The sequence below is a fragment of the Paraburkholderia caledonica NBRC 102488 genome (assembly GCF_000685095.1).
GTDB classification, from domain to species: Bacteria; Pseudomonadota; Gammaproteobacteria; order Burkholderiales; family Burkholderiaceae; genus Paraburkholderia; species Paraburkholderia caledonica.
The window spans coordinates 1-15,447 of the sequence record NZ_BAYE01000018.1; the positions used below are offsets into that span (position 1 = coordinate 1).

General features: G+C 61.1%; 12 protein-coding genes and 1 pseudogene. 1 reads left to right on the forward strand and 12 read right to left on the reverse strand.

All coding sequences use genetic code 11. The annotated features are described in order from the left end of the window. Positions 1-227 precede the first annotated feature (227 nt). The 8 genes and pseudogenes from BCA01S_RS26655 to BCA01S_RS26690 form a co-directional block, all read right to left on the reverse strand. Complete coding sequence (locus tag BCA01S_RS26655) at positions 228-938, reverse strand: FkbM family methyltransferase (RefSeq protein WP_042319520.1); 711 nt, start codon at positions 936-938, stop codon at positions 228-230. 276 nt (positions 939-1,214) lie between these two features. Next, positions 1,215-1,669 (reverse strand): annotated as a pseudogene (locus tag BCA01S_RS35340) (MEKHLA domain-containing protein). Positions 1,670-1,774: 105 nt separating this feature from the next. Then, complete coding sequence (locus BCA01S_RS26665; RefSeq protein ID WP_027779518.1) at positions 1,775-2,506, reverse strand: transporter substrate-binding domain-containing protein; 732 nt, start codon at positions 2,504-2,506, stop codon at positions 1,775-1,777. A 632-nt stretch (positions 2,507-3,138) separates the two neighbouring features. Beyond that, entirely contained in the window at positions 3,139-5,550 is a 2,412-nt protein-coding gene (rpoD, locus tag BCA01S_RS26670; RefSeq protein WP_084166940.1) for an RNA polymerase sigma factor RpoD, read from the reverse strand. 92 nt (positions 5,551-5,642) lie between these two features. Next, positions 5,643-7,511: a DNA primase gene (dnaG, locus tag BCA01S_RS26675; protein WP_020070994.1), complete on the reverse strand. Its 1,869-nt coding sequence runs from the start codon at positions 7,509-7,511 to the stop codon at positions 5,643-5,645. Between the two features lie 75 nt (positions 7,512-7,586). After that, positions 7,587-8,033, reverse strand: a complete 447-nt coding sequence (locus BCA01S_RS26680) for a GatB/YqeY domain-containing protein (protein ID WP_027779520.1) — start codon at positions 8,031-8,033, stop codon at positions 7,587-7,589. A gap of 234 nt (positions 8,034-8,267) precedes the next feature. Then, on the reverse strand, positions 8,268-8,480 hold the full coding sequence (gene rpsU, locus BCA01S_RS26685) for a 30S ribosomal protein S21 (protein WP_027779521.1): 213 nt from the start codon (positions 8,478-8,480) through the stop codon (positions 8,268-8,270). 68 nt (positions 8,481-8,548) lie between these two features. After that, the gene (locus BCA01S_RS26690) at positions 8,549-9,766 is read right to left on the reverse strand and encodes a BaiN/RdsA family NAD(P)/FAD-dependent oxidoreductase (RefSeq protein WP_027779522.1); all 1,218 of its coding nucleotides are present in this window, start codon (positions 9,764-9,766) and stop codon (positions 8,549-8,551) included. Positions 9,767-9,878: 112 nt separating this feature from the next. On the opposite strand from BCA01S_RS26690, the gene tsaD reads away from it, so the two are divergent. Further along, positions 9,879-10,907 carry a tRNA (adenosine(37)-N6)-threonylcarbamoyltransferase complex transferase subunit TsaD gene (gene tsaD / locus BCA01S_RS26695; RefSeq protein ID WP_027779523.1) on the forward strand — a complete coding sequence of 343 codons (1,029 nt, stop codon included), beginning with the start codon at positions 9,879-9,881 and terminating at the stop codon, positions 10,905-10,907. 87 nt (positions 10,908-10,994) lie between these two features. Here the strand turns inward: tsaD and folE2 are convergent, their stop codons facing one another. The 4 genes from folE2 to BCA01S_RS26715 all read right to left on the reverse strand — a co-directional run bounded on the left by folE2 (position 10,995) and on the right by BCA01S_RS26715 (position 15,323). Beyond that, the gene (gene folE2 / locus BCA01S_RS26700) at positions 10,995-11,801 is read right to left on the reverse strand and encodes a GTP cyclohydrolase FolE2 (RefSeq protein WP_027779524.1); all 807 of its coding nucleotides are present in this window, start codon (positions 11,799-11,801) and stop codon (positions 10,995-10,997) included. A 342-nt stretch (positions 11,802-12,143) separates the two neighbouring features. Next, complete coding sequence (dxs, locus tag BCA01S_RS26705; protein ID WP_027779525.1) at positions 12,144-14,051, reverse strand: 1-deoxy-D-xylulose-5-phosphate synthase; 1,908 nt, start codon at positions 14,049-14,051, stop codon at positions 12,144-12,146. An 85-nt stretch (positions 14,052-14,136) separates the two neighbouring features. Beyond that, complete coding sequence (locus BCA01S_RS26710) at positions 14,137-15,018, reverse strand: polyprenyl synthetase family protein (protein WP_027779526.1); 882 nt, start codon at positions 15,016-15,018, stop codon at positions 14,137-14,139. Next, positions 15,015-15,323, reverse strand: coding sequence for an exodeoxyribonuclease VII small subunit (locus BCA01S_RS26715; RefSeq protein WP_027779527.1), 309 nt, complete (start codon positions 15,321-15,323; stop codon positions 15,015-15,017). The genes BCA01S_RS26710 and BCA01S_RS26715 overlap by 4 nt, the downstream gene beginning before the upstream one ends. Between the last annotated feature and the right edge of the window lie 124 nt (positions 15,324-15,447).

A 15,447-nucleotide genomic window follows, 5' to 3' on the forward strand; every position in this document is an offset into this window, starting at 1 on the left:
CGTAATTGATGGATCGCGGCGCTCACCTCGCGGCGAAGCCTTAGCGGGCGGCGTGCAAGCGGGCATAAAGGAAAATGCAAGGAATGCGTTTGCGAGCCCGCGCACAAACGCCTGTTTGTTTCCGCGACTCAGTGGCAGGATCGGCACGTGAGCGAAACTTCATGCATGCGGCTGCGCGGCCCGGCATCCTGGTAAGAGACGCCGCGAAGTCCGCATTCGCGCCGCCCTTATAGCTGGTAGCGGAAGATTCTGGACTTATCCACCCTGAAAATCAGCGAAAGATGCGTCCAGCTGACGAGCCTATAACCACGCTTCTCAAGATAGTCATACACTCTCGATCCAACGACATCCCGCATTGAAGTAGACGAGGATTCGACAATGATGATTTTCGGCTTGTATTTTTCAATATTGATCGACATCAACACCTGATAATCGTGACCTTCAGCGTCGATGGAAAGCAGGTCGATCTCATGATCGGAGTAACGGCTGTGTTCGAGCACGTCGTCCAACGTCGTAGTCTCGACGCTGCGCACGGATGTGGGCGTCGCCGTTCCATTTGCGGCTACTTCAGGATCGAGAGTGGAGGTCAACCCATAGTTCGAGAAGTTGTAGACGTTCTTCACAGCCTTTTCGCTTGAAATAGCCGCGCACACATTGGTATCGGACGCCCGCGCGAGTCTGAAGGCCTCGATCTTGATGGGGTCCATATCAATGTTGATGCCCCGCCAGCCGCGCTTGTACAACGCATACGTATTTGAAAACTTGATCGGGTGATAAGCACCCACATCCACATAGACGCCCTTGGAGCACGCAGGGCTGATTATCTCGCGCAGCACAGCATCTTCTCCGAACTGGGAATAATACAAGCGTGCGCCCCGTGTCAGCCACGTTTTCCGCACAAGCCAAAGAAAATGCCCGAAGGTCTTAAGCGAACTCATAGTAGCCCCACGCCCTGAAATCGATGCGATGGCGGAAGACTAATCAACATTCCATGCTTTTCAAGGACATTAGCTCAACGAATTGGGCCTTCTAAAACAGGGGCTTATCACGTGCGTCTTTCGAAGTCTTGATGTGCTACCGCCTTAACACCCCTCAGCCTGCCGTTGCATTATTTTCAGCGCCTGAATATCACCGCACAAAAAGATCTGGTTCATGTCGCGGGCTCACGGCCTGAAGAAGCGATTATGTCGTTGCTTTCGGGCTGGCATAGGATCTTAGAACTTCGCAACCTGCGGAATCATGGCCGCCTGGCCACGCACCACGCCTGAGTCGTCGAATAACTGCCACACTGTTGCTTGCTCGATCCAGAAACGCTGCCCGGACTTCGTAATGCGAATGCCGCGATACCCGGTGACGAAACCGTCGCGCGCCACCTGATCCAGAAACCCCTGGCGCTCCCCGCGCTCCGGAAGTTCCGCTGAAAGCCGCGAGCGCAGAGACGTGATCTCGTCCCAGTCGTATCCGAAGATGCCTGCGCTTTTGAGTTGCCATAGATAAACATCGGGTCGGTCTGCGTATCGTGCGCGAGAAGGCCGAACGGCGCTGACGAATAGAGCCACGCAGCGCCCTCGGTGTCGCTAATGTCGGACGGCACCAGCGATTTACCGAGCAAACGGCGATAGCTATTTGTGAGGAGGCGGAAGAATTCGACATCCGTCTTCAATGACATGGTGTAGATCGCTCCAAATCTGGTTATCCAAAGCAGTGCAATCGGAACACTGCGAATACCGCTGGTTTCAACACGTGCGAGATTACGCAAATCACGACCGTTCCATCAACAGGCACAGAGAACGGGATCGATCTCTTTGTGCGTGAAGCCGAACGTCGCCATTTGCTCGCGATGCGCGGCCGAGCCCAAATACGATCGCAATTCCCGGTCCACCGCATGGCGCAGATCATCGCTGTTCTTGCTGAACGAAAATGCACCAAAAGGTATTTTGAGCGCGCTGCCTGTCACGGGTCGATGCTCGACTGCGCGAAGCACCGAGCCGCCAATGCGCGCAGCCAGTATGCGATTTCCAAGGGCGGTGCTCGCGTAAGCGTCCACGGTGCCTGAACGAACTGCCTCTATCGCTTCGGCCTGCTGCCGAAAGATGACAATCTGGTCCTCGCTTACGCCAGCCGCTCTGGCCGACTCGTGCTGCACCTGTCCTGCGATGATGCCAAGCCGGGCATCGCGCCGCCCGGCGACCGACGCGTAGCTGTCCAGCGCCTTGTCGTTGTCTGTCCGAACGAGAAAGCCGTCTGCCATTGCCCAGACGGGGACGCTGAAGGCCACCTGCTGTGCCCGCTCCGGCGTGATGAACAGAGGAACATTCATATCCCAGCGGCCGGTTGCTACGCCATCAAGCAACTCGCTAAACGTCGTGAGGCAATGCTCGATCTCCGTCGCACCAATGGCACGAAGAACAACCGTGGCCAGATCGATATCGGCGCCCATAGCCGCGCCGTCCGGTCCGCTCCATCCAAACGGAGGTTCTTCCAGGTACGCCATCCGAATCTTCATTGCTGCCTCGCAAATCCGCGAAGTCGATGGTGCGCCAATTGTACTGGCACACGCGGCATCGCAAGAAAACGCAAAGTTTGATGCAAAGAAAAAGCCACCCATGAAGGGTGGCTTTTCAATGTTTGGTGGGCCTCCCGTGAGTCGAACACGGCACCAACGGATTATGCTAACCAGCTACGGCTTTCGCCGCCCCTTTCGGGTTTGTGGTCTGGACTGTCTCTTGTCTTTACGACCTGCCCGTTCAGTCTCTACACGTTCTCTCAAAAGAGAGCTTCGCTCGGGATTGCCACGCTGCGAGAACAGCAGAGGTTTCCCCGAATTTGAGCAGTTCTACCAAGGGGCAGAGCTAACTTACCCCAAGGCAACCCATTCATGACTCACCATGCCGTGCTGCGTGGTTTAGGTGAGTCTTTGCTAAGTCCGCTGCTCTAACCAAGCATGAGCTAGAGGCCCCGAGAACTCAAGATTTTACCGTATCTGAAGCTATCAACGTACAGCATGATGCGCATGCCCGTTCGTCGATTGGCCGCCATACTACACGAAAAAGGGGCCTCCGCGACCGCTCCGCTTTGACGGAACAACTGGGAGACCCCTTCAAACTGCTACTTACTCACTACGGCCACACCTGCCGATCAGTTGCCCTCAAGGAACGACTTGAGCTTGTCCGAGCGGCTCGGATGACGCAGCTTACGCAGCGCCTTTGCCTCGATCTGACGAATCCGCTCACGCGTGACGTCGAACTGCTTGCCGACTTCTTCAAGCGTGTGATCGGTGCTCATCTCGATACCGAAACGCATGCGCAACACCTTCGCTTCGCGCGGCGTCAACGAATCGAGCACGTCTTTGACGACGTCGCGCATACTCGCGTGCAACGCAGCGTCTGCCGGCGCCACGGTGTTCGTATCTTCGATAAAGTCGCCCAGATGCGAATCGTCGTCGTCACCAATCGGCGTTTCCATCGAGATCGGCTCTTTCGCGATCTTCATGATCTTGCGGATCTTGTCTTCCGGCATTTCCATCTTCTCGGCCAGCGTTGCCGGATCCGGCTCGAGGCCGGTCTCCTGCAGAATCTGACGCGAGATGCGGTTCATCTTGTTGATCGTTTCGATCATGTGAACCGGAATACGGATCGTGCGCGCCTGGTCCGCGATCGAACGCGTGATGGCCTGACGGATCCACCACGTTGCATACGTGGAAAACTTGTAGCCACGACGATATTCGAACTTGTCCACCGCCTTCATCAGGCCGATGTTGCCTTCCTGAATCAGGTCGAGGAACTGCAGACCGCGGTTCGTGTACTTCTTCGCAATGGAGATAACGAGACGCAGGTTTGCCTCGGTCATCTCGCGCTTCGCCTGGCGCGCCTTCAATTCGCCGGCTGCCATTTGACGGTTGGTTTCCTTCAGGTCCTTCAGCGGCAGCACCACACGCGCCTGCAGATCCAGCAGGCGTTGTTGCTGCTCGCGAATGGCCGGAATGTTCCGCGTGAGGATCGCGCTGTACGCATGACCTTCGCTGACGATCTTGTCGGCCCACTCGAGGTCCGTTTCGCTACCCGGGAAACGCGCGATGAACTCCGCACGCGGCATGCCGCACTTGTCGACCACCGTATGCAGAATCTGGCGCTCGACCTGACGCACTTCGTCCACCTGCGCACGCAACGTGTCGCACAAACGTTCGACGGTGCGCGCGGTGAAGCGGATCGTCATCAGCTCGTTCTGGATGGTTTCCTGCGCTTTCAGGTACGACTTCGACTTGTAGCCTTCCTTCTCGAACGCGCGACGCATCTTGTCGAACCATTCGCTGATCAGGGCGAATTTTTCGAGCGACGCACGCTTGAGCGCTTCCATTTGCGCTGCGTTGGCCGTGGCCTGCGCGGTGCCGTCGTCTTCTTCTTCGTCCTCTTCGTCTTCTTCCTCGGCTTCTTCGTCCTCGCTCTCGATCGCTTCCGCTTCCTGCACGGAGAAGCCGTCCGCGTCTTCCGCGTCGGCGTCGATCAGGCCGTCGACCAGTTCGTCGATGCGGATTTCCTCGTTCGCGACGCGCTCTGCCATGGCGAGAATGTCGGCGATCGTGGTCGGGCACGCGGAAATGGCCATCACCATGTGCTTCAGGCCGTCTTCGATGCGCTTGGCAATTTCAATTTCGCCTTCGCGCGTCAGCAGTTCGACCGTGCCCATTTCGCGCATGTACATGCGCACCGGGTCGGTCGTGCGGCCGAATTCCGAGTCGACGGTAGAAAGCGCAACTTCCGCTTCTTCTTCGACTTCGTCGTCAGACGAAGCGGCGGGCGCGTTGTCGTTCAGCAGCAGCGTTTCGGCGTCGGGCGCCTGCTCGTACACAGCCACGCCCATGTCGTTGAACGTGCTGATGATGCCTTCGATCGCCTCGGTCTCGGTGAAGTTGTCCGGCAGGTGATCGTTGATTTCAGCGTACGTGAGGAAACCGCGCTCCTTGCCGAGCTTGATGAGCGCGCGCAATTTGGAGCGGCGCTCCTCGAGTTCCTCCACCGTGCCGGGCGCCGACGAAGAGAACGCGTCTTTCAGAAGCGCCTTTTCCTTGGCACGGCGGTCGCGAGCCTTGGCCTTTTCCACTTTGCCGGAAGCGGCCACAGGGGTTTCTTCGCTCTGGGTTGCGTCGTCATCGACGGGTACTTCATTCAGCTTTTTCGTCATGGAGTTCGCCGTACCGGCTGTAGTCTCGACTCGCGGCTGGTGGACAACAGCCGGTTGAACCGTGGATACTGGAGTCTCGCGCACTGCCGCATCGTCCTGCGCGACAGCCGCTTCCCTTGCGCTTCTGACACCCGGTCGTTTCGCGGCCGGAGGTGGTACCGTTTTCGCCGCCTTTGCGACCGCCTTTGCCATCTGAGCCGGCTCCGCTCGCGCGGCCGGACTGGCTAAAGACTTCTTCCCGGCAGCCGGTGTAACGCCGACGGCAGAGGCTTTCCTGACGGAAGAATCTAACCTGGCCGAAGTGACCTTTCTGGTCTGCTCCGTGGAGCGTGAGCCGGGTGTGTTCTTTCCGCCTGTAGTCTTTGCCATCGCATCGCCTTTTCGCCTTTGCTAGGAAAACCCTTTGAAAAACAAACCGCTGGAAACCTTTTATTATACCACTGAGGTTTCTGCGCTTCCGCCTACAAGCCGAGCTGGCGCTTCATGTCAGCCCGCTTCCTGTTGAGCTCCGCAAGCTCCGCGAACTCCTCCGGCGTGTGCCGGGATTGTCGTGAAAGTTGCTCGAGACGATCGCAATAAGCGTCGTATCGCATCTTCAGAATCGCCGCTTTCAGCTCCTCTCCGACGATCCTCTCCTGCTCGCGCCGCTCTTCTATGACGGTCGCATCTTCCGGGTCCTTCAGCAACAAATCCCGGACATTTTCATCATAGTCCAGAATTTTGCGAAAGATTTCCTCGAAAGTTGGGGCGTTTGCGCCGTTTCGCAATAGGTCGGAGAGCAATTGAAACTCCGCCGAATCGCCGAGTGCGCGCGCATGCGTCGTCACTTCCTCAAATAGTTCGCCGTGCCGCGTCACGGTGAGAAGCGCCTGTTCGGCTTCTTCGTCGAGCACCGCGACCGTGCGCGGATACATCACAAGATTGCGCAGCGTCTTTTCTTCGATGCCAGTCACGCTGCGCCGGTCCTTACGGGCCGGCGCCGAACGCGCCGCCGCCGCAATGCGCGAGTCGACCTCGCAGAGCGCGGCAACCTCGTCGAACGGCACATCCAGCCGATCGGCGAACATATGCATGATCTGCGCGCGCAGTGCATTGGCCGGCAGCGCCTGCAGCAGCGGCTTGGCGTCGAACAGCGCGCGCGCACGGCCTTCCGGCTGGTCCAGCTCCTTGCCGGCGAGCACCTCGTTGAGCATGAACTGCGAGAGCGGCATAGCGCGTTCCACCTGCTCGGCGAACGCCTCGGTACCAAACTCGCGGACATAGCTGTCCGGGTCGTGTTCAGCCGGCAGAAACAGGAAGCGAATGGTCCGGTTGTCAGCCGCGTGCGGCAAACAGGCGTCCAATGCGCGCCGCGCGGCGCGCCGGCCGGCTGAATCGCCGTCGAAACTGAAGATGACCGTGTCGGTCTGGCGCATCAGTTTCTGCACGTGAATCGGCGTGCAGGCTGTGCCCAACGTCGCGACCGCGTTCTGAAACCCCAATTGGGCCAGCGCGACCACGTCCATATAACCTTCGACGACCAGCACGTAGTGCTGTTCCCGGATCGCAAGACGGGCCTCGAAAAGCCCGTACAACTCGCTGCCTTTGTTAAATAGAGGCGTTTCCGGCGAATTCAAATACTTCGGCTCGCCGCCGTCCAGCACCCGGCCGCCGAAGCCGATTACCTGCCCCTTCACGTTGCGTATAGGGAACATGATCCGCTCGCGAAAGCGGTCGTAGCGGCGATTCTGGCCCTGCGCGTCCGACTTCTCGCTGACGATTACCAGACCCGATTCGACCAGGGAATCGTCGCGATAGTTCGGAAAAGCCGCTTCCAGGTTCTGCCAGCCGTCCGGCGCGTAGCCCAGCCCGAAGCGAGCGGCGATCTCGCCGGTCAGGCCGCGTTTCTTCAGATATTGAATCGCGACAGGCGCGCCGCGCAATTGCTTGCGGTAGTAGTCGCAAGCCGTCTGCATGACGTCGGAAAGCGCGGTAGTCACTGCTTTCGAGGCCGCCGGCGCATAGCCGCCGGAACCACCGCCTCCGTAGCCCGGCGAAGGCTCGTTCGGCACCGTCAACCCGACCGATTGAGCGAGTTCGTTGACCGCCTCGGGGAACGAGGCGCCGACGTGTTCCATCAGGAAGCCAATGGCCGTTCCATGCGCGCCGCAGCCGAAGCAGTGATAAAACTGCTTGGTCGGGCTCACGGTGAACGACGGGCTTTTCTCGTTATGAAACGGACACAGCCCCATGAAGTTCGCGCCGCCCTTCTTCAACTGCACATACCGCCCCACCACGTCGACGATATCGACGCGGTTGAGCAGATCCTGCAGGAATGACGGAGGAATCACGGGAGATGACGCCAGCTTAGGAGCTCGATACCGCGCGCGCCGCCTATGGCGGCCGCGCGGGCCACAACGCGCGGTTTACTTCGCGAGCGCGGCTTTCACTTGCGCGGAAACGGCGGTCATGTCGGCACGACCGGCGAGCTTCGGCTTCAGCACGCCCATCACCTTGCCCATGTCCTGCGGGCCGGCCGCACCGGCTTGCGCGACGGCGGCCTGCACCTCGGCGACGATCTCCTCCTCTGACATCTGCGCGGGCATGTACGCCGACAGAATAGCCAGTTCGGCCTTTTCCTTGTCCGCGAGGTCCGTGCGGCCGGCGCCTTCGAACTGGCTGATCGAGTCTTTACGCTGCTTGATCATCTTGTCGATCACAGCAGTGATTGCAGTGTCGTCCAGCGTTATGCGCTCGTCGACTTCACGTTGCTTGATCGCGGCGAGCAACAGGCGAATCGTGCCGAGACGCTCCGTTTCACGTGCCCGCATGGCGGCTTTCATATCGTCGTTGATCCGGTCTCTGAGGCTCATTACTCACCTGAATGCGTTGAAAATTGAAAAACCGGCCGAGTGGACTGCATCGACATTCACCAACACGAATACCCGCTTGGGACAGCTTCCTCAAGCGGGTTGGCGCAATGTGCGTAGTGGATGCGACCCTGCCGGCTGGTCCGAAAAGACCTTGTTTTCCGTGGCAGCATCTGTCGTGCCGTCACCGGTTGCATGTCGCGGCTCCGTTTGAGCGAAACAGCGACAACGCCAGAATCAGTAGAATTTCTTTGGCAGCATCTGGCCACGCAGACGCTTGAAATGACGCTTCACCGCAGCCGCCTTCCTGCGCTTACGCTCAGCCGTAGGCTTTTCGTAAAACTCGCGCGCATGAAGTTCCGTCAACAAACCGTTTTTCTCCATGGTGCGCTTGAAACGGCGCATGGCGACTTCAAACGGCTCGTTGTCTTTTACGCGGATGGTCGTCATTTTTCAACAACGGAACTTTGTAAAGGTTCAGGAGTATAGCAGAGCTTTCGCACAAAGCTATTGCGCCGTCAAGCCCCCCGGGCATACTCCGCAGCGGCCTCGCCGGCCGCTACGCCTGACGCCCAGGCCCACTGGAAATTGTAGCCGCCGAGCCAGCCCGTTACGTCGACCGCCTCGCCGATGAAGTACAGGCCCGACGCGCGGGCGCTCATCATCGAGGTGGACGAAAGGTCGCGCGTATCCACGCCACCGCGGGTCACTTCCGCCTTGCGGAAGCCTTCGGTGCCGTTGGGCGTGAGCGTCCAGCGCGACAAGGCTTCGCCGACACGGCGAAGCACCTTGTCCGGCAGGTCGGCCACGCGTGCTTCGGCAGGAATCTGATGGGTCTCGAGCCACACGTGGGCAAGCCGCTGCGGCACCCATTCCGACAACAGATTCGCAATCTGACGCCGCGTTCCGGTCTTCGCTTCAAGTAGCGCCGCGGCGGCGTCCCGGTCCGGCAGCAGGTTGATGTGGATTGGCTCGCCCGGCTGCCAGTAACTGGAGATTTGCAGCACGCCCGGCCCCGAAAGGCCGCGGTGCGTCAGCAGCAGGTCTTCTTCGAATTCAGCGCCGGACTTCTTGTTGCCCGTCGCGATCCGCACCTCCAACGACACGCCGGAGAGCGCCGAAAAGGGCTCCCAGTCGGCGGCGGCGAACGTGAGCGGAACGAGCGCGGGACGCGTGTCGATGAGCTTGTGGCCGAACTGCTTGGCAAGACGATAGGCAAAGTCGGTGGCGCCGATCTTCGGAATCGACAAGCCGCCCGTAGCGACGACAAGCGCCCGCGCCGCGATTGAACCCGCGTTGGTGTCGAGCGTGAAGCGGCCCTCCACGTCCTGCCTCACATGCTCGACCGAAAGCGGCGCACGCCATGCGACGCGTCCCGCGTCGCACTCGTTTTTCAGCACGTTGATGACGGCGTCGCTCGACTCGTTGCAGAAAAGCTGCCCCTTATGCTTCTCGTGCCACGTCACATGATGCCGCTTGAGCAGCGCCATGAAGTCGCGCGGCGTATAGCGGGCGAGCGCCGAGCGGCAAAAATGCGGATTCGCCGACAGATAATTGGCCGGGCCCGCATACAGGTTCGTGAAGTTGCAGCGGCCGCCGCCCGAGATCCGGATCTTCTCCGCGAGGCGCTGCGAGTGATCGATCAGCACAACGCGCCGGCCGAGTTGTCCGGCCACCGCCGCGCACATCATGCCGGCCGCGCCCGCGCCGATCACTGCAATATCGTAGGATTCCATGGGGCCGCATTGTACCTGCGCGCCTGCGGCGCCTTGGCTCGCACTGCTATACTTTAACGCTTACCTTTTTGCATTTCGGGTGCGTCTAAGCGCCCGTTTCAGCCCACCAGACATGCTCGTTCTCGGCATCGAAAGCTCCTGCGACGAAACCGGCCTCGCGCTCTACGACACTGAGCGCGGCCTGCTCGCGCACGCGCTGCATTCGCAGATTGCGATGCATCGCGAGTACGGCGGCGTGGTGCCCGAACTGGCGTCCCGCGACCACATCCGGCGCGCGCTGCCCTTGCTCGAAGAGGTGATGGAGCGGTCTGGCACGGCACGCGGCGACATCGACGCGATCGCCTACACGCAAGGGCCGGGGCTCGCGGGCGCCCTGCTGGTGGGCGCGAGCGTCGCCAATTCGCTCGCCATGGCCTGGGACAAGCCGACCATCGGGATTCATCATCTCGAAGGGCATTTGCTGTCGCCGTTGCTTGTCGACGAGCCGCCGCCGTTTCCGTTCGTCGCGTTGCTGGTATCGGGCGGCCATACGCAATTGATGCGCGTGACCGACGTGGGCGTCTACGAAACGCTGGGCGAAACACTCGACGACGCAGCGGGCGAGGCCTTCGACAAAACCGCCAAGCTACTCGGCCTTGGCTATCCCGGCGGCCCGGAGGTTTCGCGCATGGCCGAATTCGGCACGCCGGGCGCGGTGGTGCTGCCGCGCCCCATGCTGCATTCAGGCGATCTGGACTTCAGCTTCAGCGGCCTTAAGACGGCCGTGCTTACGCACGCAAAAAAGCTTGGGGGCGCGAATATCTGCGAGCAGGCGAAAGCGGATCTGGCGCGCGGCTTCGTGGACGCTGCCGTCGAAGTGCTCGCAACAAAGTCGCTCGCCGCGCTCAAGCGCACGAAGCTCAACCGGCTAGTCGTGGCGGGTGGCGTGGGTGCGAACCGGCAGTTGCGCGAGGCCCTTTCGGCCGCCGCGCAAAAGCGCAACTTCTACGTGCATTACCCGGATCTTTCGCTGTGCACGGACAACGGCGCGATGATTGCGCTCGCAGGCGCGTTGCGGCTGCAACGCTGGCCCGATCAGTCGGGCAAGGACTACGCGTTCACCGTCAAGCCCCGCTGGGATCTGACGTCACTCGCACGCTGAACGTTTCGCGAACCGCGCGTTACGCCGCCAAAAAGCCGCTTGTTCAGAGCGGCTTTTTTCATGCAATCAGGATTTCGAGGCAAAGCGTCAAACCAACCGCTTATCACGCTCGATCACGGCATACGCGCTGTGATTGTGAATCGACTCGAAGTTCTCAGCTTCCAGCACGTATGCGACGATTCGCTCATCCGCGTTCAGACGCTGCGCGACGTCGCGCACCAGATCCTCGACGAACTTCGGGTTTTCATATGCGCGCTCGGTCACGAATTTTTCGTCCGGACGCTTGAGCAAGCCCCATAGCTCACACGACGCCTCTTCCTCGGCGATACGGATCAGGTCTTCCACCGCGACCTCGCCCGCCAGTTCCGCGTTGATCGTCACATGCGAGCGTTGGTTGTGCGCGCCGTACTGCGAAATTTTCTTCGAACACGGACAGAGGCTCGTGACCGGCACAAGCACTTTCAGGAACAGACGGGTTTCGCCGCTACGCGTGTCGCCAGTCAGCGTCACTTCGTAATCCAGCAGGCTCTGCACGCCGGACACCGGCGCGGTCTTGTTCACGAAGTAAGGGAACGACACTTCGATGCGGCCCGCCTCGGCCTCGAGTTTCGTGAGCATCGCGGCGAGCATCTTGCGGAACGTGGCGGGTTCCAGCGGCGCCTTGTTCTCTTCCAGCAACGCGACGAAGCGCGACATATGCGTGCCCTTTTGCTCTGCGGGCAAATGCACGTCGAGATTCCATGTGCCGACCGTCGGCTGGGCCTCACCGCTTGGCGTGCGCACCGTCAGTGGATGGCGGACCGCCTTGACGCCGACCCGCTGGATTGGAATCTGGCGAGTATCGGGCGTGCTTTGCACGTCTGGCATCACAAAGGCGGGATTCATCTGATTCATGTTCTTGTCCTTTCAGGAAGACGCCGACCCGCCTCAGGTTTGCGGCTCCGCAGATAGCCCTGCGCCGGAGAAAACTTGCCGGTCGTTAAGGCTGCCCGCAAAGGGCTTTGCGGAGCGACGGGTTCGGGAGTCCTCAGCGACCGTGCGGAGCAGAAACCGCAACGGCAAACGCCGGCCCCTGCCGGCGTTCGATGATGAGCCACGCACGGGCCCATCGACTCAAGTTAGCGACTTCTATTGCCTCCATGGCAACGGACGGCGCAATACGCGGTGCCGGGGTTTACGGCGTGCCAGTCGATATGTTTTCTATCGCCTGGCTCGCCGACCGGCTAATCGGCACGCTTAAGCGACGCGCTTGACCGACGACTGGCCGCCCACGGCACCGCTCGACAAAAAGCGTTCGCGAATCGACTTCGCAATGCCCGTGGCGTCGAGGCCGCACGCGGCGAGCAGCTTGGCCGGATCTCCGTGATCGATGAAGCGATCGGGCAAGCCCAATTGCAGTACCGGCCGCGTAACCCCACTCGCCAGCAGGGCCTCGACGCATGCCGAGCCCGCACCACCCATCACGCAGCCTTCTTCGACGGTGACGATGGCGTCATGCGTTTCAGCGAGTTGACGCACGAGGTCAGCGTCGAGCGGCTTCACGAAACGCATGTTGGCCACGGTGGCGTCGAGTTGTTCGGCAGCTGCCAGAGACGGCGCGACCATCGTACCGAACGCCAGAATCGCGATGCGCTTGCCCGCCGGTTGCGACGTTTCCCGGCGCACCTCACCCTTGCCGACGGGCAGTGCAACCATTTGCTTGACGGTGGCCACGCCGGTGCCGGCGCCGCGCGGATAACGCACGGCCGTCGGACACGATTGCTGCAACGCCGTGTACAACATCTGACGGCATTCGTTTTCGTCGGACGCGACCATCACCATCATGTTCGGGATGCAGCGCATGAACGCGAGGTCGTAAGCGCCCGCGTGCGTAGCCCCGTCCGCGCCGACCAGACCTGCGCGGTCGATCGCGAACACGACCGGCAGATTTTGCAGCGCGACGTCGTGGATCAGTTGATCGTAGGCGCGTTGCAGGAACGTGGAGTAGATCGCGACGACAGGCTTCATGCCATCGGCCGCGAGCCCCCCAGCGAAGGTGACCGCGTGCTGCTCGGCGATACCCACATCGAAATAACGGTCCGGGAAGCGCTTCTCGAACTCCACCATGCCGGAACCTTCGCGCATGGCCGGCGTGATGCCGACCACGCGCGCGTCCAGTTCGGCCGCGTCGCAAAGCCACTCGCCAAATACTTGGGTGTAGGTTTTCTTCGACGGCGCGACAGCCGGCTTGATGCCTTCAGCCGGATTGAACTTGCCCGGGCCGTGATACAGCACCGGATCAGCCTCGGCGAGCTTGTAGCCCTGGCCCTTCTTGGTGACCACGTGCAGGAATTGCGGACCGCGCAGTTCCTTGATGTTTTGCAGCGTGGGGATCAGAGAATCGAGGTCGTGACCGTCGATCGGGCCGATATAGTTGAAGCCGAATTCTTCGAACAGCGTGGCCGGCACGATCATGCCCTTCGCGTGCTCTTCGAGCTTGCGGGCCAGATCGAGCATGGGCGGCGCGACGCGCAGCACGCGCTCGACGCCCGCACGCGCCGCGGCGTAAAAGCGGCCCGACATGAGACGCGCGAGATGGCGATTGAGCGCGCCGACCGGCGGCGAAATCGACATGTCGTTGTCGTTCAGGATGACGAGCAGAGGCACGTCGTCTTCTACACCGCCATTGTTCAATGCCTCGAAGGCCATGCCCGCCGTCATTGCGCCGTCGCCGATCACGGCGATGCCCATGCGGTTATCGCCCTGCAGCTTGCTGGCGACCGCCATGCCGAGTGCCGCCGAAATCGACGTGCTCGAATGCGCGGTGCCGAACGTGTCGTATTCCGACTCGTCGCGTTTAGGGAAACCGGAGATGCCGCCCAACTGGCGCAGCGTGTGCATTCTGTCGCGCCGACCCGTCAGGATCTTGTGCGGATACGTCTGATGGCCGACGTCCCACACGATGCGGTCGTGCGGCGTGTCGAACACATAATGCAGCGCAATGGTCAACTCGACCGTGCCGAGGTTTGACGAAAGATGGCCGCCCGTCTGCGACACGCTGTCGAGCACAAAGGCGCGCAACTCGTCGGCAAGCGGTTGCAATTGGCGGCGATCGAGGCGGCGCAGGGCTGCCGGGTCGTCGATGGTTTTCAGCAAGTCGTACATCGTCGTTCCATTGTAGGAAAACTTACGCGCCCGCACTTCATACATGCGCCTGGTGGGGACGGCGCGCGGCGGCGGGCTTTCGCGTTCAGCTGACCCGGTTCACCACCAGATCTGCCAATTCGGCAAGACGCTGCGCGCGCGCGCCGAACGGCGCCAGCGCGGCGTGCGCGTCGCTGCGCAGCTGCGCTGCCAGCGAACGCGATGCGTCGAGCCCAATAATCGACACGTAGGTCGGCTTGCCGTCCTTCGCGTCTTTACCTGCTGTCTTGCCGAGCGTCGCCGAGTCGGTCGTGACGTCGAGAATATCGTCGACGACCTGAAACGCGAGACCGACCGCAGCCGCGTATGCATCGAGCGAACGCATGGCGTTCGCGTCCGGCGCTTCACCCGCCAGCGCGCCCATGCGCACCGCGGCGCGCAGCAACGCGCCGGTCTTCATGCGGTGCATGGTTTCGAGTTGCGTGCGCGTGAGCGTGTGACCGACGCTGGCAAGGTCGATTGCCTGACCGCCGCACATGCCGATCGAACCGCTAGCAAGAGCCAGCTCGCGCACAAGCGCCGCCTGCTGCGCCGGCGCCAGAACCTCGGAAGTCAACGCGACGAACGCCTGCGACTGCAACGCGTCGCCGACCAGCAGTGCCGTGGCTTCGTCATATTTGACGTGTACCGTGGGTTTGCCGCGGCGCAGCGCGTCGTCGTCCATGCACGGCATGTCGTCGTGCACGAGCGAGTACACGTGGATCATTTCGAGCGCCGCCGCTGCCGCGTCGAGACACTCGGCGCGCGCGCCGGTCAGCTCGCCGGCTGCATGGCACAGCAGCGGGCGAACCCGCTTGCCGCCGCCCAGCACGGCGTAGCGCATCGCCTCATGCAGCCTGGCCGGCTCCGTTGTTTCAGCCGGCAGGTAGTGTTCGAGTGCCGTTTCGACGCGCTCGAGCACCGAGCGCGTCCATTGTTCGAATGTCATAGGTCGTCCCCGCTTTCAGTAGCGGCTGTTCCTGCGGTATTCACGGGCAGTGGCTTGAGCGTCTCGCCGTCGAGCACCCGCACCTGCTGCTCGACTTTCTCGAGCTGCTGCTGGCAAAACGCCACCAGAGCCGCGCCGCGCCGATAGGCGGAGAGCGATTCTTCGAGGCTGAGATTGCCGCTTTCCATGCGTGCAACAAGCCCTTCAAGCTCTGCCTGCGCCGCCTCGTAGTTCTCAGGCAGCGGCGTGCTATCGACGCCTTCGGCCGGCGCCGCAGCAGTATCGTTCGACGCGGTCTTCGCCATGAATAGTCGCAAAATTAAAACAAGTCGGACATTCTACGGCAAAAGAGACAAATCCGACTCGCCAGCCGACCTTCGGGCCGCCCGTCCGCCCCTCGCCGCCCTGTCAGTCTCGCAGAAAAAAAAC

What these genes read in the sequence shown, in the direction of transcription:
- BCA01S_RS26655 (WP_042319520.1), bottom strand. Translation starts at nt 938, where the DNA reads ATGAGTTCGCTTAAGACCTTCGGGCATTTTCTTTGGCTTGTGCGGAAA.
- BCA01S_RS26665 (WP_027779518.1), bottom strand. Translation starts at nt 2,506, where the DNA reads ATGAAGATTCGGATGGCGTACCTGGAAGAACCTCCGTTTGGATGGAGC.
- rpoD (WP_084166940.1), bottom strand. Translation starts at nt 5,550, where the DNA reads ATGGCAAAGACTACAGGCGGAAAGAACACACCCGGCTCACGCTCCACG.
- BCA01S_RS26680 (WP_027779520.1), bottom strand. Translation starts at nt 8,033, where the DNA reads ATGAGCCTCAGAGACCGGATCAACGACGATATGAAAGCCGCCATGCGG.
- rpsU (WP_027779521.1), bottom strand. Translation starts at nt 8,480, where the DNA reads ATGACGACCATCCGCGTAAAAGACAACGAGCCGTTTGAAGTCGCCATG.
- BCA01S_RS26690 (WP_027779522.1), bottom strand. Translation starts at nt 9,766, where the DNA reads ATGGAATCCTACGATATTGCAGTGATCGGCGCGGGCGCGGCCGGCATG.
- tsaD (WP_027779523.1), top strand. Translation starts at nt 9,879, where the DNA reads ATGCTCGTTCTCGGCATCGAAAGCTCCTGCGACGAAACCGGCCTCGCG.
- folE2 (WP_027779524.1), bottom strand. Translation starts at nt 11,801, where the DNA reads ATGAATCAGATGAATCCCGCCTTTGTGATGCCAGACGTGCAAAGCACG.
- dxs (WP_027779525.1), bottom strand. Translation starts at nt 14,051, where the DNA reads ATGTACGACTTGCTGAAAACCATCGACGACCCGGCAGCCCTGCGCCGC.
- BCA01S_RS26710 (WP_027779526.1), bottom strand. Translation starts at nt 15,018, where the DNA reads ATGACATTCGAACAATGGACGCGCTCGGTGCTCGAGCGCGTCGAAACG.
- BCA01S_RS26715 (WP_027779527.1), bottom strand. Translation starts at nt 15,323, where the DNA reads ATGGCGAAGACCGCGTCGAACGATACTGCTGCGGCGCCGGCCGAAGGC.